This is a genomic window from Pedobacter punctiformis (genome assembly GCF_027213715.1).
In the GTDB taxonomy this organism is placed as follows: Bacteria; Bacteroidota; Bacteroidia; order Sphingobacteriales; family Sphingobacteriaceae; genus Pedobacter; species Pedobacter punctiformis.
In genome coordinates this window covers 56,381-79,868 of sequence record NZ_JAPWGM010000006.1, presented here as the reverse complement: position 1 = coordinate 79,868, position 23,488 = coordinate 56,381, and the positions used below count along the sequence as shown (strand labels likewise).

Below are 23,488 nucleotides of genomic sequence, written 5' to 3'. Positions count from 1 at the left end.
AGTTGTTATTTACACCGGTTGAGGTGTAAATAACAACTACTTAACAATTAGTATCCTGGATTTTGTTTTAAAGTACCTGCAGAAGCATCAACTTCTCCCTGAGGGATTGGGTACAAATAATGCTTATCCTGAAAGTTTTTACCTTTTGAGGTCATAACAGATTTTGCAAGTTTCCACCTTTTAAGATCCTGCATTCTTTGGGATTCGAAACCGAGTTCTACTCTTCTCTCCGAGATTAACCAAGCCTTAATAGTGGCTTTATCGGTTGATGCGGCTCTGTCTGGCAAAGTACCAGCCGAAGGAACTGTCCCGGTTGCGCTAACACTTTTTCTGGCCCTTGCTCTAATTTGATTGATGATGGCAATAGCTTCAGGAAACTGGCCTGATTCGTTAAGCGCTTCTGCTTTCCAAAGTAAAACATCGGCATATCTGATGTAAATTTTATTGTTTGCCGCGTCATCATTTCCTTTATTTGATCCGTTTAAACTACCCAATAATTTATTTACATTTTGGTTGGGTACATCTACAGTATAAAGTTTTCGTGGATCATTGGCTTCAAAAGCGTTAAGAAAATCTGTGCTCGGCGCAAAAAATCCCCACCCCAGAGGTGCACAAATACCATTTCCTTTTAGCGGGTTCTGATTACTTTGATGATCATAACAAAAGATCACTTCATTTTCGGCAAACTCTTTAGTCTGATCGAAACTGTCAAAGTAATTGGCATTCAGATTGTAAAAACCAAGTGCCTGCAGTTCATTAACGTTTGTAATTACATCCGCCCATTTTTCAGTATATAGTGCTGCTTTAGCCAGTAACGCAATAGCCGAACCTTTATTCGCTCTCCATTTCTCCGTAGTTGAACTGTATTTAGCATTCGGCAATAAACCTTTAGCCAAAACTAAATCCGACTTAATTTTATCCCAAACAATTGATTTATCTGCTTTTACGGCCACTTCAAAAGCTTCCTGATATGTACTTACAGGTTTAAGGATTAATGGCACATCGCCGAAGTTTGTCACTAAAGAGAAATAATAGTATGACCTTAAAAAGTAAGCTTCGCCTAGCAATTGATTTTTTCTAGCCGCTGTTATGCCTGTAATGGCTTCAATATCTGGTTTGGTTAACAGCTCAATGGCAATGTTTAATCTTTTGATTCCTTCATAATCATATTTCCAAAGCCCGTTAGGACCGCCATTAGTGGATGTAAAGGTGAAATTATTAATATCATCCATCCAGGGCTGGTCTCCGTCAGGGTTCCATTTTTTCTCCATATCATCCGATGCAATGTCTTGCATAACCAAATCATTTTGAAAAACCAAACCACCGGCCCAATCCCACTGAGCCAAAATGTTTAACCGGTTTGATAATAACTGATAAGAAGAATTTACGGAGTTTTCAAGCGTACCTAACGTTGGAGTAGAGTTAACCTGTTCTAAAGTTGTTAAACCAACCGCCTCTGTAGTGAGTTGTTTTTTACAACCAGCCAATGCTGCCAGAGCAAACATTAGGCATATAAAAGATAATTTTTTCATAATATTTTTTTCAAGGAAGGTTTACAAATTAATTTTTAAACCGATGATAAAAGCCTTCGATTGCGGATAGGTTCCTTTATCGATTAACGAAGTAGATTCGGGATCTAAACCAGTATAATCGGTTATCGTTAATAAATTTTGGCCCGAAGCATACAAACGAACATTTTTAACCCCAATCTTTTTTACATTGAAAGTATAACCAACTTCAATGTTTTTTAACCTCAGGTATGATGCATCTTCTACGAAAACGCTGGAAACATTTCCTCCTCCATTGTTATTAAAGGTTAATCTTGGTAGCGTATTGCTTGTGCCCGGTCCATTCCAGCTGTCTAAAACAGAAACCATTGAATTAAACGGACGGCTGTCGAAATTGATAATCTGCTTTAAATCATTATAGCGGTCAACCCCCTGAACACCCTGAAGTAAGAATGAAAAATCGAATTGTTTAAATGATGATGAAAAGGCAAAACCATAGGTTAATTTAGGCACCGGATTTCCGATAAAGGTTCTGTCGTCTGCGTTAATCTGCCCGTCACCATTCAGGTCTTTAAACTTAATATCACCCGGTAATGTGCCGTTTGGATTGGAGAATAAATGACTGCTTACTTCTCCTGCTGTTTGATAGATGCCATCGAAAACCAATCCAAAATACGAATTGATTGGCTGACCTACTTCTGTTTTGGTGTGTGTATTATCATCAGTAATATTTTTAACAAATTCCTGAAGTTTATCAACCCGGTTGGTTAGTATAGCAATGTTTGCATTAATGTTGTATTTAAACTGGTGCTCTTTATTTTGAAAATTTAAACCGAATTCAAAACCTTTGTTTGTAACCTCGCCTGCATTTACATAAGTGCGATCGATTACCCCAACAGCTACTGCCGGTAAACCTACGGTTAACAAAATATCATTCGTTTTTTTCACAAAGTAATCGGCAGAAAAGGAAAGTCGGTTTTTTAACACCCCAACGTCTAAACCAAAGTTTGTTTGCGTAGTGGTTTCCCATTTAATATCCGGGTTACCATACCTAACCACATTAACAATACCACCAGACTCTGAAACCAATGTTTGGTAAGTATTATTAGGAATTTCCTGATTACCGGCCTGTCCCCAGCTGCCCCTTAGTTTTAATTCGGAAACCCATTGAACATCTTTCATAAAACTTTCGTTGGAAATCATCCATCCTGCAGATGCAGAAGGAAAATAACCCCATTTATTGTTCGGGCCAAAGCGGGAAGAACCATCTGCCCTTAACGTTGCCGTAGCAAAATACTTATTATCAAAATTGTAGGTGCCACTTCCGAAAAACGAAACCAGGTTAAAACTACCGGCCGAACCCGAATTGTAAATATTAGTTAAACTTCCATAATCCAGGTATTGAAAACCGGAGGTACTTTTATCGAAATTTTGTCGGCTGCCCCCAATGGCGGATGATTTACTTGAAATGTTTTCTGTACCCAACAGGAAGTTAACATTATGCTTTTGGTTAAAGATTTTTGCATAATTTAAAGTATTGGTAAAAGTGAAATTCATGATCTCACCTCTGTTTTCATCTAAATTATTAGGCTTGTTATTTCTTCCTTTACCCGGATAAAGCTCATCGGGATTATTGTCATTATCATCTCCGAAGTTTTGAGCAAAGTTTTTATTGTGTGAAAAACTGATATCTACCCCAACACTTGATCTGAATGTTAAAGATTTATCACTTAAAAAAGCGTATTCAGCATATAGATTTCCAAAGGTTTTAAATGTTTTTCGTTTATCATTGGTAAAGTGAACTATAGCGATTGGGTTACTGCTAAATTCGAAGTTTTTATCCCAGCCATTATTATTTCCGGTATAAAAAGGCAGATCGGTATATGGATTTGCTGCGTTATAGGTAGGATCGGTTATATTTTTATAAACCCCCAAAACTGGCGGGCGCAATAAGGCATGACGAATTACTCCGGGAACATCTCCGCTTGATGATAATTTATCCTGCTTTGCAAAACTAAGCTGCAAATTTGTACCTACTTTAAAACGATCAGTAACATTGGCATTAACATTTGTTCTGAAATTGAAACGCTCGTAACCATCATGATCTTCAACCACAATACCATCCTGTTTATAATAGCCGGTAGAGATCAGGTATTGAACATCATCAGATCCTCCATTTACTGATGCCTGAAGATTTTTGGATTTGCCGGTTTCAAATAATTCATCCAGCCAATTTGTATTTGCCAAATCTGTTCTGCTTCTTGCTGCCTGATAGGGGCTAATACCTGTATTTTGTACGCCAACTCCATTTACAGAATTGTGCCATGCCCGGTCTTTAATAGTTAAGTACTGATCCGCATTTAGCATTTCAGGTAAATTGGTTGCCTGATGGAAACCTGCAAAATATTCGACATTGATATTTGCCTTACCCTTTTTACCGTTTACCGTTGTGATAATCACGACTCCATTGGCCGCACGTGAGCCGTAAATTGCTCCGGCCGCAGCATCTTTTAAAACCGTCATTGATTTTACATCACTCTGGTTTAGAAAAGAAATATCTTGGGTAGGCACACCATCAACAACGTATAAAACATCGTTATTGCCTAATGTTCCTTCGCCCCTGATTCTAAGTTTGATACCATCACCCGGCGCTCCGGTATTTGCCGCAACAAAAACACCCGCAACTTGCCCCTGTAAAGCCTGGCCAACGTCAACAATTCTGGTTTTTTGTAAATCGCTCATATCTACCGTAGAAACAGCACCCGTAAGAGAAGCCTTTTTCTGACTGGTATACCCCACAACTACTACATCATTTAAAGATTGTGACGAGGGTTTTAATGATACATTTAAACTGCTTCCGCTAGCGGAGAGGGTTACCGAATTGTAACCGATATAATTAAAGGTTAAAGATTGTGCTGTTCCGGCAGGTAATGTAATTTGGTAAGCACCATTACTGTCTGTCGAAGTTTTATTTGAAGTGTTGGATTGCACAACCACAACCCCTGGTAAAGGCAGGTTATTCTCATCTGTTACTTTACCGCTTACCCTGGTTTGTGCATAACCCACAAAACCGGACATGGCTAACAGAAAGAAAACCAACGATACATAAATACGTCTGTTTTTTTTCATTTGATTTATATTTGATTAACACAAATATAGACCAACAGTATCCCCGGAAAGGTGCACTATATTTACATTTTAGTTCACTATTGTTGCAAAACAGCTTATTTAAGGCCATTTTACTCCGTAATTTCGTTAGTCGCCGATCCTTCGTATTGTTTTTGCCGGTAATCGTTAGGGGCCAGATGGTATATCTTTTTAAACTCTCTGAAAAAATAAGATTTGTTGTTAAAGCCGGTTAAGTAAAAGATCTCAGACACATTAAGTTTTGAATTTTGAAGTAAAACCGCAGCATGTTTTAAACGAATTCTTTTAATAAATTCGGATGGTGTCATTCCGGCTAAAGTTTTCAGCTTTCTGTACAATTGCATTTTACTAATGCACAGTGCATCTTCCAATTTCGAAGCATCCAAATCCGGTTCAGCCAGGTTATCTTCAACCGCTTTAACCAGCGCATTTAAAAACTCTTTATCGCCTTGTTCTAAATCAACATCGATAAATTGATTATTAATGTTTCTATCCTTAATTAAATGGTTCATCCGGTTGCGGTAATCTAAAAGTTTCCTAACCCGCATTTGTAAATAATTAATATGAAAAGGTTTTGAAATATAAGCGTCAGCTCCTGTTTCGTAACCTTCAGTTTTATTTTCTTCGGTACCCCTGGCAGAAAGCATAATAAAAGGGATATGGCAAGTGGCTGGAGCGGTTTTAATATATTTACAAAGCTCCAGTCCGTTCATATCCGGCATCATTACATCACTGATGATAATATCCGGAGTATTATTTTTAAGGAATTCCAAAGCTGAAAGACCGTTTTCGGCTTCATAAACATTGTATTGATCTTTCAAAATATTCTTAATCAGAAAACGCAATGCGACATCATCCTCTACAATTAAAATACTGCATGCTGATCCCCCCTTCAAATCGTCAATTAAAGCAATCTTATTATTTTCTTCTATACTCCCGGTTACTCCATCCTCATAAGGTTTTAAAATAGATTCGAATAAATAAGAAGGTGCCGAAGCAATAACCTCATCATGTTTACCTTCAACCATCTGCTTAATTTTAAGCTTGAAATTGAAACTTATCCAGTCATTTTGAAGTGAAACCTCTATACTTCCATCCATAATGGAGATTAATTCTTTGGTAAAGGCAAGCCCGATACCTGTACGAAATTTTTCAAACTGGTGATCACCACCAACATGAAACTCTTTAAAAATATCCTTTAAATCTTCATCTTTCAGTTTACATCCTGAATTGGCTACGGTAATTTCCAACTGTTGATTTTGTTGTTCATAATTTACAGTAAAAACAATTTCCTGCTTTTCTCCCGAGTGTTTAAAAGCATTTGACAACAGGTTGAAAAGTACTTTCTCAAACTTATCTTTATCAATAAAACCCGCTATACCTGGCTGTATATTCCGGGTAAATTTTTGTGCATTTTTCTCAGCCGCCGGAATAAACAATTGTGTTAAGCCGTTCAATAACTTGGTAATGTCGAAATAATCATCATTTCTCTTCAAATAACCGGCTTCGGCTTTTCTAAACTCCAGCAGCTGCTGCACCAAATAAGTTAAACGAGCCGTATGCTGATGTACCAGTGAAAGAAAATAATTCTTATCAACCGGCTTATCTGCCATATTTCTCTTTTGCATAAAGTGCTCAACAGAACCCAAAATCAAAGTTAACGGGGTTTGTATTTCATGAGCGATATTGGTAAAGAAATTTATTTTTTGCCGGTGCGATTCTTCGTCTTTTTGCCTGAACAAATATTCACGTTCCAGCTTAAATTTCATCTCTATTTTATTTTTCCGGTATAAATGAAAAGCATAACCGCCGATCATTAAAAGGATAAAATAAACGGCATAGGCAGGATAAGTTAACCAAAAATATTGTTTAACATTAAGTTTTAAAGCAACTACATCCCTGGTCCATATTCCTTCTCCATTGCTCCAGCGCACCAATAATTCATAATTGCCCGGTGGAATATTGTAATAAGCTATTTTACCATCAGTGCCCGTATAGCGCCAATTTTGATCAAGCCCCTTTAACTTGTAGGCAAATTCGTTTTTTGAAGCGCTAAAATAATTCAGTGCATTAAAAGAGAATTGAAAAAAATTACTTTTTCTTTCCAAATCAAAAGCCTGTACAGGTTGTTGTTTGGCTTTAATAATTAAATATTGATTATTATGAAACTGCTTGCCCCCAAATTGCAAATCAGAAATTAAGAGGTTGGGTTGTTTATTATTCTCGGTGATGTATTTAGGCAAAAAATAATTAAAGCCATAAATACCACCAAAAAGCAGGTTATTATTTGATGTTTTTAAAACAGCACCATCGCTAAATTCATTACTTTGTAAACCATCACTCTCCTGGTAATTGGCTATGCTGTTATTTAGTGGATTTATTTTGGCCAATCCTTTATTGGTACTTAACCATATATTTCCGTCTCCATCTTCCTGTATGGCATGAATGGTGTTGTTGGGCAGGCCTTTTTCCATTGTTATTTTGCTAAACCTGGGCTTATCTTTAAGAGATTCGGCATACGAGAGGTAATTTAAGCCATAACTTGTACCTATCCAAAGTGTGTTTTTGCTATCATAAAATAAAGACAAGACATCACTATGCGATAAACTTCCTTCGTAACCAAAAGCCTTATACGTTTTAAACTGACTGGTTTTCTTATTAAACACACTTAAACCACCATACCGGCAGGCAATCCATAAACGATCATCTTTACCCTGAACCAGGGCATAAATAATATCGTTTGCCGGACCATTTTTCTCGCTGGATGATGAATAATACTGCTTCAAATTTTTAACAGAAATGGTTTGGTCGGTATTGCGGATGAGTTTTAAATGCAGCAAACCATAACCACTTGTGCCCAGCCAAACCGAACTGTCTTTATCCTGAATAATGGCATAAACCGATCTGAAATCAGGAACCTGATCACTGCCCTTAATATTTTTCCAGCTAATTATTTTATGGCTTTGCTGATCGTATACGGATAAACCTTTTCCATCTGTACCTATATAGATGAGTTGATCTACTCCTTTTTTAATGGCAAAAACAGAGTTATTTTCAAGTCCGTTTGTGAGGTCTATTTTTTGAGGCCTGGAAACCACGTGACCCGTTCCCCAAAAATTATTGAAAACAAGCACACCGCTTCCTTTTGTTCCAACCCATAAATTGGGGCCATCTTCTGCAAATGCCCTTATTGGTTTATTTATGCTTGTACCATTAATTTTAGTCAGTAAACCAAAGTAATTTTCTTTTGGATAAATTTGTATCAATCCATTTCCATCGGTGCCCAGCCATAGCACATTATCCTGCCCAACGCTTAAAGTAGTTACCTTTAAATTTTCGATTGCTTTTATTTCATTTTCTAAAAACCCTGTGGCTTCAAATTTACTATTGTAAACGTTTACCCCCTGATTCTCCCAGGCAATAACATAATTGGATTTATAAAAGGCAATTGCTTTTATTTTTTTAGTACTGAGATTAATGGGTTTAGGTATCAAATCTGTACCAATAACCGAATGTTTGTCGTCATTATCGGAATAGAAGATTTGATGATTGGCTGTAAAAAAATTATTTATTTTTTTTGGAACCGAAAAGGTTTTAACCTTTTCCAATTTATCTGCACCAGTTTTGGCAATAATTAAATCTCCGTTCTTATTTAGATAAACAAGATTATTTTCAGCAAAACACATTTTTACAATGCCCGCTTTGCCTATCAGTTTTTGATAATGATCAAATTGATCTGTTTTAGTATTATACTTACTTAAAATACCATCGGCGGCATAACAAAATACCTCTCCGCCGCCACTAACGACGAGTTCATATTCATTTTCTCTAATTTTTTGAGTTGAGGTATTTTTGTAAAAATAGCGTTTAAAGGTACCCAAGCTTTTATTGTATCTGGAGATTCCTCCGATTGTATTAATCCAGATATTATTTTGATTATCCTCTTTAATGGATTGAATTACATTACTTCCGATGCTGTTTTCGGCTTTATCAATATTGTGGTTGTATACGTTAAAATGAACACCATCATAGCGGTTTAAGCCATCCCAGGTGCCTACCCATACAAGCTGGTCTTTATCCTGAAGAATTGCATTTACAGAACTGTTGGATAAACCATTTCGATTATCCAGTTGCCTGGAATAAAAAGACACACCAGGTTTTACCTCCTGTGCATTAACATTTTTAAGAAATGATAAACTTATCAATAATGATAAAAAAACAAACGCTTTTCTCATTTTGAGGTTAGTATTGAAAATTAAGTTATTTGGCTTAGCGTTTTTCGAGGATGTTTAAATTTAAGTAAAAATATTGGCAATTACCGAAAAACGTAAACACACCTGTACTGCTCGTTTCTCCTGATTTTATTTAGACCGGTAACCAGTTCTATTTTCCAGGGTTTTTAAACTGTATGTACTGGGGCATTTTAAATTAGCAAGGTGTTTATAAATACAACAGCCAATAATTAATTGATATTTAAGCAAGTATAAAAAAGGCTATTTATGTCACATTAATATCACTTATGTCTTTATTTTTTGTTACATTGTGTCATCATTTGCTAACAAACTATTATTAACTAAAATTAAAAATTTGATGAAAAAACTACTCTTATGTTTCATATTGTATTGCTTTGCGATATCGCAGGCTTTCTCGCAAGACAAGGTTATCAGCGGAAAGGTTACCTCAGGTGATGCGCTTCCGCTTCCGGGTGTAAGCGTTTTTGTTAAAGATGCTCCGGGTAACGGAACTCAAACAAATGCAGCAGGTACATTTACATTAAGTGTTCCAAATAATGCTAAAATACTGGTTTTTAGCTTTATTGGCTATAAAAGTAAAGAGGTGGCCATTAACGGAACCACATTTAACATTACACTGGAAGATAATGCTGCCACCTTAAACGATATCGTGGTGGTGGGTTATGGTACTCAAAACAGAAAAGATTTAACCGGGTCAATTGCTAAGGTTACTTCTGCTGATTTAAAAGATAGACCTCTCCCTACTGTAGAGAGTGCATTACAGGGCAAAGCCCCGGGTGTTTTTATAAATTCGAGTAGCGGTAAATTGGGCCAGGCCTTACAAATTCGTGTTAGGGGTATTTCTTCCATCTCGGCAAGCAACCAACCTTTGTTTGTAATTGATGGGGTGCCTATTGTAAGTGAAGCATTGGGTACTTATACAGAAGCGGATAACCCATTGGCAGCGATTAGTCCGGATGATATAGAATCAATGGAGGTTTTAAAGGATGCGGCTTCTGCGGCTATTTATGGGGCACGCGGTTCCAACGGGGTGGTATTGATCACCACTAAAAAAGGTAAACAAGGCAGAACGAATATCGATTTCGGATATTATGCGGGCTTTAGTGACCCAACCAGAAAAGGGGAATTTTTAAATGCGGATCAATATCGTCAATTATTAGATGCAGCATTTAAATATAACAACTATGATGATGGTGACTATAGTAATGCTGCAGAAATGTGGCAGGATTATACAGGCACAGACGATTGGAATTCAAATAACAACACCAATTGGGTTGATGCTGCGTTGAGAAGAGGGCACACACAACAATATAACCTGAATATTAATGGTGGTGATGCAAAAACCAGATTTATGCTTTCGGGAAGTTATAATAATAATAACGGGATTATTGTGGGTAACAGGTATGTGCGTACCGGCGGTCGCTTGAGTTTAGACCACACGGTTTCAAAAATTTTGGATGTTGGCGGATCTGTTAGTATATCAAAAGTTGATAATTACCGTTTACCAACCGATAATGCATTCTCCAATCCTTTGCAGTTAAATGCATTGCCGCCTATTCAACCTATATATGATGCATCAGGAGAATTAAACAACTCGACCGTGTATTACAATAGTTTAATTGATATAGAAAACGGGAAAAATTTGTCAACTACATACAGAACTTTTGCAAATGCGTATGCCAGTCTAAAAATTACACCGGATTTAGTATTTAGAAGTGAGTATGGCTTTGATTTTAATAATTTAGAAGAAGAGCAGTTTTTAGGCTCAAAAACTCAGGATGGCGGCAGTACCGGAGGTTATGCTTCTGATTATATGGCAAAATCAATAAACTTTAACACTAACAATACGTTAAATTACACCAAAACATTTAACGAAAAACACAATTTAAATGTAATGGCGGGTTTTGCATTTCAGGATACAAAATTTAGATTCTCATCAGTTGAAGGAACGACATTACCATCGGATAATTTTACCAAGATTGCAAGTGCTGCGATTATTTCTGCCGGTACTTCATCAGAAACCAGACATACTTTTGTTTCTTATTTAGCCAGGGTAAACTATAAATATGCGGAAAAGTATTTATTAAGCGCTTCAGTAAGAACAGATGGTTCATCCAGGTTTGGTGTTAACAACCGGTATGGAACTTTCCCTGCAGTTTCTGCAGGCTGGATTCTTAACCAGGAAGAGTTTTTAAAATCAAGCAGCTGGTTAAGTTTATTAAAGATCAGAGGTAGTTTTGGCTTAACGGGTAATGCAGAAATTGGTGATTTTGCTTCCAGAAATTTATACAGAGGTGTTAACTACGCTGGTGTTGGCGGTACACGCCCAAGTCAGCTGGGAGACCCGAATTTAACCTGGGAAAATACACAGAATTACAACATCGGTTTAGATTTTGGCTTATTCTCTGACCGCGTTTCCGGAACCGTTGAATATTATAAAAAGAAAACAACAGATTTATTATTAAATGCTCCGATTGCAGCAACAAATGGTTTTTCGTCTATCGTACAAAACATTGGCGATATGCAAAACAAAGGATTTGAGTTCTCTTTAAACACCAGAAACTTAATTGGAGAATTTAAATGGTCTACCTCTTTCAACATATCGTTAAACAGAAATAAAGTTTTGCGTTTGGTTAACGATCAGCCAATTTATCCGGGTGGTAGATTACTGGGTAGAGTTGCCGTTGGAGAACCTCTTGGTTACTTTTATGGAAAAGCCTATGCTGGTGTAGATCCTGCTAACGGTGATGCACTTTATTATGTTGATGCTTCAAGATCAACAACAACAAATAATTATAATGCTGCTCAAAATCAAAAACTAGGCGATCCTAATCCTAAATTCTTTGGAGGATTTGGAAATCATTTCTCCTACAAAAATTTTGATTTAGACATTCAAACTCAATTTGTTTCCGGTAACGACATTTACAATATGGCAGGCGGTTTCCAATCTGCCAACGGTGATTATTTTGATAATCAAACCATCGATCAGTTAAATTACTGGACACCGACCAATACCAATACCAATGTTCCACAACCTAGATTTAACGAAGGAAATGGTACAAGTCCATCATCCAGGTACATTCAGGATGGATCTTATTTCAGGGTAAAAAGTGTAGTATTTGGATATAGTATTCCTAAATCATTTGCCAACAAGTATAAATTGCAAAATTTAAGATTATATGTTTCAGCGCTTAATCTTTTCACCATAACCGGTTATAAAGGTTACGATCCGGAAGTTAATACTCCTGGAGGCTCAACAACCCAATCTGCAAACATTCAATTAGGTCATGACTTTTATACTCCTCCGCAGGCAAGAACAATCACTTTTGGTGTAAACATTGGCTTATAAAAAATACTTAAAATATGAAAAATTATAAAAATATATTAGCTGCGTTTTTACTCGTTTTAAGTGTATCCAGCTGTAAAAAACAATTAGAAATAGATCCCAAACAAAATATAGATGCCAATGCTGCATTAAATACTACAGCAGATGTGCAAAACGCATTAATTGGTGCATATACTTTCCTGGCTACAGGCGATTTATATGGTACAAATCTTGTTTTTATACCAGATATTTATGCCAGTGATGATTACCTGAACTGGAGGGGAAGTTTTAGTACCTACCGTAACATTTCAAGCAAAGCGATTATATCAAATAATGCCGATGTAACCAGAACCTGGATAACAGCCTATAGCGCTATTAATACGGCAAATATTGTGCTTTCAGCATTAAACGTAGTGAGCGATGCCGATACTAAAAATGTGATCGAAGGTAAAGCTTTATTTATCAGGGGAATTATGCATTTCGAATTGGTAAGATTATACGCTTTACCTTATGATGCAGCAGGTGCTAACACCAATTTAGGGGTTCCTATTATCACTAAAGCGGTAAAAGGTATAGGTGATGTAAATAATACGGTTGCCAGAAATACGGTTGCCGAAGTGTACACGGCAGTGGAAAATGATTTAAAATCTGCAATTACAAAATTAGCATCTGTTAATGATCAGTATGCCGCAAAAGCATTTTTAGCCCGGGTTTATTTACAGGAAGGTAAGTATAGCTTAGCCAGAGATATGGCCAATGATATTATTACCAATAGTCCTTATCAGTTAATTACAAATTCGCTTGAAGCTCCTTTTAGAACAAAAAAATCGAGCGAAGGTATTTTTGAAATTGCTCAAAACGAACAAAGTAATGCAGGAACATCCAATGATGGATTAGCTACTTTTTATGCCAGTTACCAAAACGATACAGGCGGCGATGTAGGAAGAGCGGATGCATTGGTTAATCCAACATTTTACAACTCTTTTGAAGCAGGAGATAAAAGACAAACCGAAATGATTTATAACGGTACGGGAGCCAGAACTGGTTTGTTTACTAAAAAATGGTACAGCTTTTACGATAACATTCCGGTTTGCAGAATTACTGAACAATATTTAATCCGTGCGGAATGTAACTTTAGATTAAGTACGGCAATTGGTGCTACACCGGCAAGTGATATTAATACGCTAAGAACCAGAGCCGGATTAGGAAATGTTGTTCCAACATTAGCAATCATTTTAAATGAACGTGAAAAGGAATTGGATTATGAAGGTTTCAGACTTCATGATTACAAAAGAACAAAAAGATCAATAGGCGCTTTTGCTTATAACGATCCAAAATTGGTATTCCCAATTCCGGATAGAGAAATGACTGCTAACAAAGCATTAGTTCAAAATCCTGGATACTAAGAATTGTCCAAAAAAAAGCCCGGTACCAATTGGTACCGGGCTTTTTTTGGAATAAATTACAATTTCTTAGAAGCTTCTATAATTTCTTCTACAACTGCAGGGTCTAATAAAGTTGAAGTGTCGCCCAGGTTAGAAATATCGCCTTCTGCTATTTTACGTAAAATACGGCGCATAATCTTACCTGAACGCGTTTTAGGTAAACCAGAAACAAATAATATTTTATCTGGTTTTGCAATTGCCCCGATTACGCGGGTAACAGTTTGCAATATATCTTTTTTAGATAAATCGGCTTCTCCATGCATTTCCGGATAAATTACAAAAGCATAAATCCCCTGCCCTTTTACATCATGCGGATAACCTACAACAGCACTTTCTACTACTCCGGCATGCATATTTATTGCATTTTCAACTTCGGCAGTACCAATTCTATGTCCGGATACATTTAAAACATCATCCACCCTACCGGTAATTCTGTAATAACCATCTTCATCACGAAGGCAACCATCTCCAGTAAAATAAAGATTTGGATAAGCAGAGAAATAAGTTTGTTTACAACGCTCGTGATCTCCGTAGGTAGTGCGCAACATGCCTGGCCATGGAAACTTTATACATAAATTTCCGTTTACACCATTACCTTCTACTTCATTGCCGTTTTCATCAACTAAAATAGGCTGAATACCCGGTAATGGTAAAGTGGCATAACTTGGTTTGGTTGGTGTTACTGTAGCAATCGGCGAAATCATAATTCCTCCGGTTTCTGTTTGCCACCAGGTATCAACTATCGGCGCTTTACCATGTCCAATTTTTTCATCAAACCAATGCCAGGCTTCTTCGTTAATCGGCTCTCCTACCGAACCCAAAACACGAATAGAACTTAAATCTTTTCCGTTTAAAGGCTCATCACCAAAGCTCATCAAAGAACGGATTGCAGTTGGCGCAGTATATAAGGTATTTACTTTGTGTTTTTCTACAATATCCCAAAAACGGGATGGGCTTGGATAAGTTGGAATTCCTTCAAACAATACAGATGTAGCGCCCTGAGATAAAGGGCCATAAACAATATAAGAATGCCCGGTAATCCATCCAATATCTGCCGTACAAAAATAAACCTCACCCGGCTGGTAATTAAACACATTGGCAAAGGTATATCCGGCATAAACCATATAGCCTCCACAAGTATGTACTACGCCTTTTGGCTTTCCTGTTGATCCGGAAGTATATAAAATAAATAATAAATCTTCGGCATCCATTTCTTCCGCCTCACAAATATGATTTACGTGTTTTACTTCATCTTCCCACCAAACATCTCGCCCTTTCAACATCGAAACAGGCGTACGTACGTGAGTTAACACAATACATTTTGATACTGTCGGACAGCCAATCAACGCATCATCAATTACATCTTTTAAAGGAATTTGTTTATTGCCACGGTAAGCCCCATCGGCCGTGATGACCAGTTTACATTCGGCATCATTAATTCTATCTGCAATAGATTTAGCAGAAAATCCACCAAAAACGACCGAATGTACAGCTCCAATACGGGCACAGGCCAATACGGCAATGGCCAATTCAGGCACCATAGGCATATAAATGCAAATGCGATCGCCTTTTTGGGCTCCGTTCCTTTTTAATACGTTGGCAAAACGGCAAACCCGCTCATGCAGCATCTTATAAGTAAGTGTAACACTTTCTTCTTCAGGATTATTTGGTTCCCAAACAATGGCCGGTTTATCTCCATCCTTGGCTAAATGCCTGTCTAAACAATTTTCGGTAATATTCAGTTTTGCACCTTCAAACCATTTAATATTTGGTTCTTCAAAATTCCACGATAGCACTTTGTACCATGGTTTGCGCCATTGAAAGTTTTGCGCTACTTCACCCCAGAATTGTTCGGGGTTTTCTACACTTTTCTTATAATCTTCTTCGTACTGCTTAAAAGATGTAATTTGCATTGCTCGTTTATATATTTTGGATTAGTAGCCGCTAATTTAAATAATATTGAGTGAATAAGGCTGTAAAGTTGTATCAAAATGAATATTTGGACTAAAATAATCAGTAATATTTTTATATTTGAGTATGAAAAAACACGCTTTATACACTATACTATTCCTGTTAGGAATAGCAGTGACCAACACGTTTGCGTTTGTAAAAGAGCCTCAACAAGTAAAAATTGATACAACCCAAAATACTGGCTATGCATTATTTAGCAAAACTGGTGGGATTGAAACTGTAAATATCCGAAAGATCAAAAAAGGAGGCAACACAGTCTATGTTACCTTAGGCATAAAAAAATTAGAAATAATTAATAATAATACAACTGCTACTGGTATTTCCGGAAAATCATTATCAGAACAGGAAAGAAACAGAGTAGGCCCTTTATTTGATAAAATAGATGTATTAAATGGTGGTTATGATGACATTAAGGTTGATAAACTAAATGCAGATCAAAACGTTTATACCATTAAAAACATTAATTATCCTTTGAGATTAAGGATGCAATCAGGTAAAGAAATAGTTGAATTTGAATTAAAAGAGCCTGGACGCTGGGATGTGAATATTAATTATAAAAATAATTAAACAACTATTGTCTTTTACAATAATTATTCAGATATTTGCACACTCTTAAAAAAATTAAGTAGCGATATTAACAACTATATATACAAGTCATGTCAAGAGTTTGTGATTTAACAGGAAAAATGGCGATGAAAGGTAATAATGTTTCTCACTCGAACGTTAAAACCAAACGCAAATTTTATCCTAACTTAAAACTTCAGAAATTTTATATCCCTGAAGAGGATCGTTGGATTACGTTGAAAGTTTCTACTTCAGCGATAAAAACCATTAACAAAGTGGGTATTAGCGAAGCGATTAGTCGTTTTGTAAAAAAAGGATTTTTGTAAAAAACATTAACTGTTGAGATTAACAGTTTAAATTTATATTAAAATGGCAAAAAAAGGTAACAGAGTTCAGGTTATTTTAGAATGTACTGAGCATAAAGAAAGTGGCATGCCAGGTATGTCTAGATATATTTCGACTAAAAACCGTAAAAACACTACCGAAAGATTAGAGTTGAAAAAATTCAATCCGGTATTGAGAAAAGTAACCGTACATAAAGAGATAAAATAATTGAATGATCGTTTGATTAAATGATTGAATTGTAACATTCAATCATTCTAACACACATTTCATTTAATCATTAAAATTAAAATATCATGGCAAAGAAAGTAGTTGCAACCCTTAAAACCGGAACTGGTAAAGAATATTCGAAGGTAATTACAATGGTTAAATCACCAAAAACTGGTGCTTATTCATTTAAAGAACTTATCGTACATAACGACCATGTTAAAGATGCTATCGCATCTAAATAAGGTTAATATTTTTTAATATTGAAAATATTAAAGGCCGTTCCGTATTAACCGGAAGGGCTTTTTTTGTTATATAAAATTTAGATATGGGCTTATTCGATTTTTTCAAAAAGAAAGAGGCTGCACCTGAAGATCAGGAAGCACTGGATAAAGGTTTAGAAAAAACTAAAGATGGTTTCTTTAACAAAATAACCAAAGCTGTTGCCGGAAAATCTTCTGTAGATGATGAGGTACTCGATAACCTCGAAGAAGTTTTAGTAACTTCTGATGTTGGTGTAAGTACTACCCTAAAAATTATCAAACGGATTGAAGAACGTGTAGCCCGGGACAAATATCTTTCAACATCTGAATTGAACTTTATATTACGTGATGAAATTCAATTATTACTTTCTGAAAATAACAGCAATGATTTTCGCCAGTTTGAATATGGCGATCATAAACCGTATGTAATTATGGTTGTTGGTGTAAATGGTGTTGGTAAAACCACAACCATCGGAAAGTTAGCCCACAAATTAAAAGAAGCAAATTTAAAAGTTGTTTTAGGTGCAGCTGATACTTTTAGAGCCGCCGCTGTAGACCAGATTAAACTTTGGGGCGAGCGTGTTGGCGTAAGGGTTGTTGCACAGGCTATGGGATCAGATCCTGCGTCTGTAGCTTTCGACACTTTACAATCGGCCGTTGCAAATAATGAAGATGTAGTTATTATTGATACTGCAGGTCGTTTGCACAATAAAATTGGCTTAATGAACGAACTTGGTAAAATTAAACAGGTAATGCAAAAGGTTGTGCCTAATGCACCTCATGAAATTTTATTGGTTCTTGATGCGTCAACAGGTCAGAATGCTTTTGAGCAATGTAAACAATTTACAGAAGCTACTGATGTTAATGCTTTAGCCATTACCAAATTAGATGGAACGGCTAAAGGCGGTGTTGTAATTGGCATTTCTGACCAATTTAAAATCCCGGTAAAATACATTGGCGTAGGTGAAAAAATTAATGACCTTCAGCTTTTTGATAAAAAGGAATTTGTAAACAGCCTTTTTAAATAATTAGACAGATTAAGTGTAAAAGATGAATACTAAAATAGTAAAAAACAAAGTCGCGGTTAAACAACCTAAAATCAATGTAATTACCTTAGGTTGTTCCAAAAACATTTACGACTCGGAAGTGCTGATGGGACAGTTGCGTGGAAACAGCTTAAATGTTGTTCACGAAGCAGACAAAGTTGGTAAAGATGATATTGTTGTAATTAACACTTGCGGCTTTATTGACAATGCCAAACAAGAATCTATCGATACTATTTTACAATACAGTGAACTTAAAGAAGCTGGTAAAGTAGGCAAAGTGATTGTGACTGGCTGTTTATCCGAACGCTACAAACCCGAATTGCAAGCTGAAATTACAAACGTAGATGCCTTTTTTGGCACAAACGATTTACAAAATATATTGCACGAATTAGGTGCAAATTACAAACACGAGTTAATTGGGGAACGCTTGTTAACCACTCCTTCTCATTTTGCTTATTTTAAAATTGCAGAAGGTTGCAACCGTCCATGTTCTTTCTGTGCGATTCCTTTAATGCGTGGCAAGCACTTAAGCAAGCCCATGGAGGAATTAGTTAATGAGGCTAAAATTTTAGCTAAAAACGGCACAAAAGAACTAATTTTAATTGCTCAGGACCTTACTTATTACGGCCTTGATCTTTACGGCGTTCGTAAATTGGATGAATTAATGCGTCGCCTGTCTGATGTACCGGGTATTGAATGGATTCGCTTACAATACGCCTACCCTTCTGGTTTCCCGATGGAAATTTTAGATGCAATGAATGAGCGTGATAACATCTGCAAATATCTGGATATGCCTTTACAGCACATTACAGATAATATGCTGAAATCGATGCGCCGTGGTACAACCAAACAAAAAACAATTGATTTGGTTAATCAAATCAGGGATAAAGTTCCGAATATTGCCATGCGTACGACCTTAATTTGTGGTTATCCGGGCGAAACTGAATATGATTTTGAGGAAATGAAACAATGGGTTGAAGATACAAAGTTTGATCGTTTAGGCTGCTTCACTTATTCTCATGAAGAAAAAACACATGCTCATACGTTAATTGATGATGTATCTGAAGAAGTAAAACAACAACGTGTGGATGATATTATGGAAATACAGCAAAGCATTTCTTTTGATATCAATCAGGAAAAAGTTGGCCAAACCTTTAAAGTTTTAGTAGATAAAAAAGAAGGCGGTTTCTTTGTTGGACGTACCGAATTTGACTCTCCGGAAGTAGACAATGAAGTTTTAATCGATGCCACCACTGGTTATGCGGCTAATGGGAGCTTTGTAAATGTTAAAATAGACCGGGCTGAAGATTTCGATTTATATGGCACAATTGTTTAAAAACAAAAACACATAAAAAAATCCCGGTAGTTTTGCTACCGGGATTTTTTTATTCTTATTTTTTCTCGATTGGTCTGTTTCTAATCTGGCTTGCTTTTAACCAAATTTTAGCGCCTTTTTTATTAACGTAGTACTTTTCGTTCTTGCCATTAATATAAACATCAGATCCGTCTGGTGCCATTTTGCCTTTATAGGTTTTATCCGCTACTTTCGAAGCGCCTTTCACCGCGACCTCAGCAGTTTTCTTACCTACTTTATCCGCAGTTTTGCCTATAGCTTGTCCGGCTTTTTCAACACCGCTTTTTTTCTCCTGTGCATTAACACTTAGAGTTAAACCACCAAATAAAGCTAATGTTAGTAGTCCAAAAATGAATTTCTTTTTCATAATCATCTATAATTTTTATAATAACGATTAAGAATTGTTTTTGTTTTTGTAAGGATATAAGTTTTTAACAAAAATAATACAAAACAAATTTTGGCTTAATTTAAAGTCTAAAATCTTTACTTAAAAAACAACTATAGCCTGTTTAATAATTAAATATGCAGCCAGTACAAAAAGAAAAATAGCAATAGATTTATTTATTAAAAGACTGCTCAGTGCAAATTTTTCCTGAATGTATTTTGCAAAGTGCCCGTATAAATATAATGCCGCAGCAGAGCCTACGCCTGAGCCTAATGCAAAAATAACCAGCGATAAATAATCAGTTTCTATCCATTGATGAAGAATAACATAATTGCCAAAAAATAGCCAAAACGGAATTTGAACTGGGTTAAGCACCCCTAAAATCAGTCCATAAAGCACACTTCCGCTCCGTTTATCTTCTTTATCACTTGTTCTTGGCGCCTTTTTACGATTTTTCCACGTTATGGTTCCCATCACCAGAAACATAATAATCATAAAACAATCTACCAATGTACTTAACCTCACTTCACTAACGGCCTCATTGGGATTAATATCACTCATGGCCCAGCGGGCAAAGCGCATCATTCCGAAAGTAAAAAACACTTCTACAATAGAAAATGACAGGATAAAGTACCATACCTGTCGCATGCCACGGTTTATAGCAAGCTTGGCTACAGTTAAGTTAATGTTTCCCGGAGGAATATAACCCATGGCGTTGAGAACGATGCCAATGAAAAACGTTAGAAAAAGCATTGCCGAAATTATGGATTTATATTCAAATGAGCAGCTAAATATTTTCCGGTATAAGATTTTTTCTCTTTTACCAGGTCTTCGGGAATGCCTTCAAAAACAAGCTGACCACCCCCATCACCACCTTCAGGGCCAATATCGATGACCCAATCTGCACATTTAATCATATCCATATTATGCTCTATCACCAATATGGTATTTCCTTGCTCAATCAGTGTATTCAACGCCTTCAGCAATTTTTTAATGTCGTGAAAATGCAATCCGGTGGTTGGCTCATCAAAAATGAACATCGTTTTATTGGCATTATTACCTTTAATTAAGAAAGATGCCAGCTTAATACGTTGCGCCTCACCACCTGATAGTGTATTGGAAGATTGCCCTAAATGAACATAGCCAAGACCAACATCAACCAATGGATTTAATTTATTCAGAATTTTTTGTTCGTCTTTAAAGAAATCGACCGCCTCTTCAATAGTCATGTCTAAAATTTCTGAAACATTTTTTTCCTTGTAAGTAACATCTAAAACCTGTTGTTTAAAACGTTTGCCTCCGCAGGCTTCACATGGCAAATAAATATCAGCCATAAACTGCATTTCAATCTTAACCTCTCCTTCACCCTGGCAAACATCACAACGGCCACCTTCTACATTGAAAGAAAATGCGGCCGGTTTCAAGCCTGCAGCTTTAGCAGCTGGAAGTGCGGAGAATAAGGCTCTGATATCATCCCATGCTTTAACATAGGTTACCGGGTTAGAACGGCTTGAACGGCCGATAGGATTCTGATCAACCATTTCTACAGCACTGACCAAATCATAATTCCCAAAAATGCCATCGTAAGCACCGGTTTGTTCTCCGGCGTAATTTCCAATTGCTTTTTGCAAAGCAGGATATAAAATCTTTTTAACCAAACTGGTTTTTCCTGACCCGGAAACCCCGCTTACTGCAGTAAAAACACCTAATGGAAATTTAACATCAATATTTTGAAGATTATTTTCTCTGGCACCTTTAATCAAGACATGGTCTTTCCATTTACGGCGCTGATCAGGAATGGCTATTTTTTCCGCCCCGGATAAATAACGACCTGTAAGACTGTTCTTATCTTTTAAAATTTCTTCATAATCGCCACTAAACACAAGATTACCACCATGCGTACCGGCTTCAGGACCAATATCAATAATATGATCTGCAGCACGCATCATTTCTTCTTCATGCTCAACCACTAAAACAGTATTACCCACATTTCTAAGCGATAATAAAACCTCTATCAGCTTATTGGTATCGCGTGGGTGCAAACCAATACTGGGTTCGTCTAAAACATAAATAGAACCAACCAAACTGCTTCCTAAAGACGTAGCGAGATTAATCCGCTGAGATTCTCCTCCCGATAAGGTGTTCGATAGCCTGTTTAAGGTTAAATAACCTAAACCTACATTATTTAAATAAAGAAACCGGTTATCAATTTCGGCCAGTAAACGTTTGGCAATTTTTGCATCATTTACATTTAGCTTTAACTCATTAAAGAAAACCAATGCTTTTGACAGTGGCATTAAAACGACATCAATAATTGATTTTTCAGCTATTTTAACATAAGATGCATCCTTACGCAAGCGCGAGCCTTTACAATCCGGACAAACCGTTTTTCCACGATACCGCGATAACATTACCCGGTACTGAATTTTATAGGTTTGTTCTTCTAATTCCTTAAAAAAGGCATCCAAACCTGCAAAGTATTTATTTCCAGTCCAGAGTAATTGTTGTTCCTTCTCGGTTAACTGGCTGTAAGCCCGGTGAATTGGAAAATCAAATTTTGCCGATGCTTTAATAAAATTTTGCAGCCAGATACTCATTTTCTCCCCTCTCCATGGAGCTATTGCATTATCATAAACGCTTTTGCTCTTGTCGGGTATCACTAAGTCTTCATCTATACCAATTACATTCCCGTAACCTTCACATCGTTTACAAGCACCGTATGGATTATTAAAAGAGAAGAAATTAGGTGTCGGTTCTTCAAAACGGATTCCATCTAATTCAAAACGATCACTGAAGTGTTTGGTTTTTCCTCCCGCTTCTACATAACAATCACCTTTACCTTCAAAAAATGCAGTTTGGGCCGAATCAGCTAAACGGCTTAAAGTTTCTTCTTCCTGATTAACCACAATCCGGTCAATCAAAATTTGAACAGTGTCACTATCCGTCAATTCAGCATCCTTAAAATCTGCATCATCTAAAACAGATTCTATTTTCTCTATTCTATTTTTAATCAGCACCCTTAAAAAGCCCTTTTGTAGTAAAATAGCCAGTTCTTCTTTTATTGTACGGTTATTATGTGGAAATAAGGGGCAAAAAATCGTCACTGTTGTATCTTCTGGCATTGCGCTTACATAATCAACCACAGTGGTAACCGAATCTTTTTTAACCTCTTTACCGGAAACCGGAGAAATTGTTTTACCAATCCGGGAGAACAGTAACTTCAGATAATCATAAATCTCCGTCGATGTACCTACGGTAGAACGCGGATTAGAAGTAATTACTTTTTGTTCAATTGCAATTGCCGGTGCTATACCTTTAATGTAATCAACATCGGGTTTATTCATTCTACCCATAAACTGACGGGCATAAGCAGATAAACTTTCTACATAGCGACGTTGTCCTTCGGCATATAAAGTATCAAATGCCAGGGAGGATTTTCCTGACCCAGACATACCCGTTACCACCACTAATTTATTTTTCGGAATGGTAACATCTATATTTTTAAGGTTGTGCACACGGGCACCTTTTATAATAATATTTTTATGCGGATCTTTTTCGGCCTCTTTTTTGCTCATGTATTTATTAAGATATGAAATATAACCCGGGAAGTATATTTTGGGTTTTTAAAACATACAAAAATAAGGTACTGAGACGGTTTATTTATTTTTTAACATTTTA

The 23,488-nt window shown here is 36.5% G+C and carries 15 protein-coding genes; 8 read left to right on the top strand and 7 right to left on the bottom strand.

Translation table 11 applies throughout. The features are described 5' to 3' along the window. Window positions 1-47: 47 nt before the first annotated feature. The 3 genes from O0955_RS15940 to O0955_RS15930 form a co-directional block, all read right to left on the bottom strand. A complete protein-coding gene (locus O0955_RS15940) occupies window positions 48-1,532 on the bottom strand; it encodes a RagB/SusD family nutrient uptake outer membrane protein (RefSeq protein ID WP_269428553.1) in 1,485 nt (494 codons plus the stop codon). 21 nt (window positions 1,533-1,553) lie between these two features. After that, window positions 1,554-4,637 (bottom strand): SusC/RagA family TonB-linked outer membrane protein, encoded by a 3,084-nt coding sequence (locus O0955_RS15935; protein ID WP_269428552.1) that lies wholly within the window; start codon window positions 4,635-4,637, stop codon window positions 1,554-1,556. Between the two features lie 110 nt (window positions 4,638-4,747). After that, the gene (locus O0955_RS15930; RefSeq protein WP_269428551.1) at window positions 4,748-8,890 is read right to left on the bottom strand and encodes a hybrid sensor histidine kinase/response regulator transcription factor; all 4,143 of its coding nucleotides are present in this window, start codon (window positions 8,888-8,890) and stop codon (window positions 4,748-4,750) included. Window positions 8,891-9,245: 355 nt separating this feature from the next. Between O0955_RS15930 and O0955_RS15925 the strand changes: the two genes are divergently transcribed. After that, the gene (locus O0955_RS15925) at window positions 9,246-12,257 is read left to right on the top strand and encodes a SusC/RagA family TonB-linked outer membrane protein (RefSeq protein ID WP_269428550.1); all 3,012 of its coding nucleotides are present in this window, start codon (window positions 9,246-9,248) and stop codon (window positions 12,255-12,257) included. Between the two features lie 14 nt (window positions 12,258-12,271). Then, window positions 12,272-13,639 (top strand): RagB/SusD family nutrient uptake outer membrane protein, encoded by a 1,368-nt coding sequence (locus O0955_RS15920; protein WP_269428549.1) that lies wholly within the window; start codon window positions 12,272-12,274, stop codon window positions 13,637-13,639. Between the two features lie 56 nt (window positions 13,640-13,695). Here O0955_RS15920 and acs read toward each other — a convergent pair whose 3' ends face one another. Next, window positions 13,696-15,591, bottom strand: a complete 1,896-nt coding sequence (gene acs / locus O0955_RS15915; protein WP_269428548.1) for an acetate--CoA ligase — start codon at window positions 15,589-15,591, stop codon at window positions 13,696-13,698. Between the two features lie 124 nt (window positions 15,592-15,715). Here acs and O0955_RS15910 point away from each other — a divergent pair, with 124 nt between their 5' ends. The 6 genes from O0955_RS15910 to rimO all read left to right on the top strand — a co-directional run bounded on the left by O0955_RS15910 (window position 15,716) and on the right by rimO (window position 19,407). Next, window positions 15,716-16,216, top strand: a complete 501-nt coding sequence (locus O0955_RS15910; RefSeq protein WP_269428547.1) for a hypothetical protein — start codon at window positions 15,716-15,718, stop codon at window positions 16,214-16,216. A gap of 89 nt (window positions 16,217-16,305) precedes the next feature. Continuing rightward, complete coding sequence (gene rpmB / locus O0955_RS15905) at window positions 16,306-16,539, top strand: 50S ribosomal protein L28 (RefSeq protein ID WP_131535406.1); 234 nt, start codon at window positions 16,306-16,308, stop codon at window positions 16,537-16,539. 43 nt (window positions 16,540-16,582) lie between these two features. Then, complete coding sequence (gene rpmG / locus O0955_RS15900) at window positions 16,583-16,765, top strand: 50S ribosomal protein L33 (protein WP_010599807.1); 183 nt, start codon at window positions 16,583-16,585, stop codon at window positions 16,763-16,765. Between the two features lie 86 nt (window positions 16,766-16,851). Beyond that, entirely contained in the window at window positions 16,852-17,007 is a 156-nt protein-coding gene (locus O0955_RS15895) for a DUF4295 domain-containing protein (protein ID WP_010599808.1), read from the top strand. 83 nt (window positions 17,008-17,090) lie between these two features. Continuing rightward, window positions 17,091-18,053 carry a signal recognition particle-docking protein FtsY gene (gene ftsY, locus O0955_RS15890; RefSeq protein ID WP_269428546.1) on the top strand — a complete coding sequence of 321 codons (963 nt, stop codon included), beginning with the start codon at window positions 17,091-17,093 and terminating at the stop codon, window positions 18,051-18,053. A 22-nt stretch (window positions 18,054-18,075) separates the two neighbouring features. Continuing rightward, window positions 18,076-19,407 (top strand): 30S ribosomal protein S12 methylthiotransferase RimO, encoded by a 1,332-nt coding sequence (rimO, locus tag O0955_RS15885; protein ID WP_269428545.1) that lies wholly within the window; start codon window positions 18,076-18,078, stop codon window positions 19,405-19,407. Window positions 19,408-19,462: 55 nt separating this feature from the next. On the opposite strand, the gene O0955_RS15880 is transcribed toward rimO, so the two are convergent. From O0955_RS15880 to uvrA, 3 genes are all read right to left on the bottom strand, one after another. Beyond that, entirely contained in the window at window positions 19,463-19,792 is a 330-nt protein-coding gene (locus tag O0955_RS15880) for a hypothetical protein (protein ID WP_269428544.1), read from the bottom strand. 120 nt (window positions 19,793-19,912) lie between these two features. Next, window positions 19,913-20,563: a LysE family transporter gene (locus O0955_RS15875; protein WP_269428543.1), complete on the bottom strand. Its 651-nt coding sequence runs from the start codon at window positions 20,561-20,563 to the stop codon at window positions 19,913-19,915. An 8-nt stretch (window positions 20,564-20,571) separates the two neighbouring features. Then, entirely contained in the window at window positions 20,572-23,385 is a 2,814-nt protein-coding gene (gene uvrA / locus O0955_RS15870) for an excinuclease ABC subunit UvrA (protein ID WP_269428542.1), read from the bottom strand. Window positions 23,386-23,488 lie beyond the last annotated feature (103 nt).

What these genes read in the sequence shown, in the direction of transcription:
- O0955_RS15940 (WP_269428553.1), bottom strand. Translation starts at nt 1,532, where the DNA reads ATGAAAAAATTATCTTTTATATGCCTAATGTTTGCTCTGGCAGCATTG.
- O0955_RS15935 (WP_269428552.1), bottom strand. Translation starts at nt 4,637, where the DNA reads ATGAAAAAAAACAGACGTATTTATGTATCGTTGGTTTTCTTTCTGTTA.
- O0955_RS15930 (WP_269428551.1), bottom strand. Translation starts at nt 8,890, where the DNA reads ATGAGAAAAGCGTTTGTTTTTTTATCATTATTGATAAGTTTATCATTT.
- O0955_RS15925 (WP_269428550.1), top strand. Translation starts at nt 9,246, where the DNA reads ATGAAAAAACTACTCTTATGTTTCATATTGTATTGCTTTGCGATATCG.
- O0955_RS15920 (WP_269428549.1), top strand. Translation starts at nt 12,272, where the DNA reads ATGAAAAATTATAAAAATATATTAGCTGCGTTTTTACTCGTTTTAAGT.
- acs (WP_269428548.1), bottom strand. Translation starts at nt 15,591, where the DNA reads ATGCAAATTACATCTTTTAAGCAGTACGAAGAAGATTATAAGAAAAGT.
- O0955_RS15910 (WP_269428547.1), top strand. Translation starts at nt 15,716, where the DNA reads ATGAAAAAACACGCTTTATACACTATACTATTCCTGTTAGGAATAGCA.
- rpmB (WP_131535406.1), top strand. Translation starts at nt 16,306, where the DNA reads ATGTCAAGAGTTTGTGATTTAACAGGAAAAATGGCGATGAAAGGTAAT.
- rpmG (WP_010599807.1), top strand. Translation starts at nt 16,583, where the DNA reads ATGGCAAAAAAAGGTAACAGAGTTCAGGTTATTTTAGAATGTACTGAG.
- O0955_RS15895 (WP_010599808.1), top strand. Translation starts at nt 16,852, where the DNA reads ATGGCAAAGAAAGTAGTTGCAACCCTTAAAACCGGAACTGGTAAAGAA.
- ftsY (WP_269428546.1), top strand. Translation starts at nt 17,091, where the DNA reads ATGGGCTTATTCGATTTTTTCAAAAAGAAAGAGGCTGCACCTGAAGAT.
- rimO (WP_269428545.1), top strand. Translation starts at nt 18,076, where the DNA reads ATGAATACTAAAATAGTAAAAAACAAAGTCGCGGTTAAACAACCTAAA.
- O0955_RS15880 (WP_269428544.1), bottom strand. Translation starts at nt 19,792, where the DNA reads ATGAAAAAGAAATTCATTTTTGGACTACTAACATTAGCTTTATTTGGT.
- O0955_RS15875 (WP_269428543.1), bottom strand. Translation starts at nt 20,563, where the DNA reads ATGCTTTTTCTAACGTTTTTCATTGGCATCGTTCTCAACGCCATGGGT.
- uvrA (WP_269428542.1), bottom strand. Translation starts at nt 23,385, where the DNA reads ATGAGCAAAAAAGAGGCCGAAAAAGATCCGCATAAAAATATTATTATA.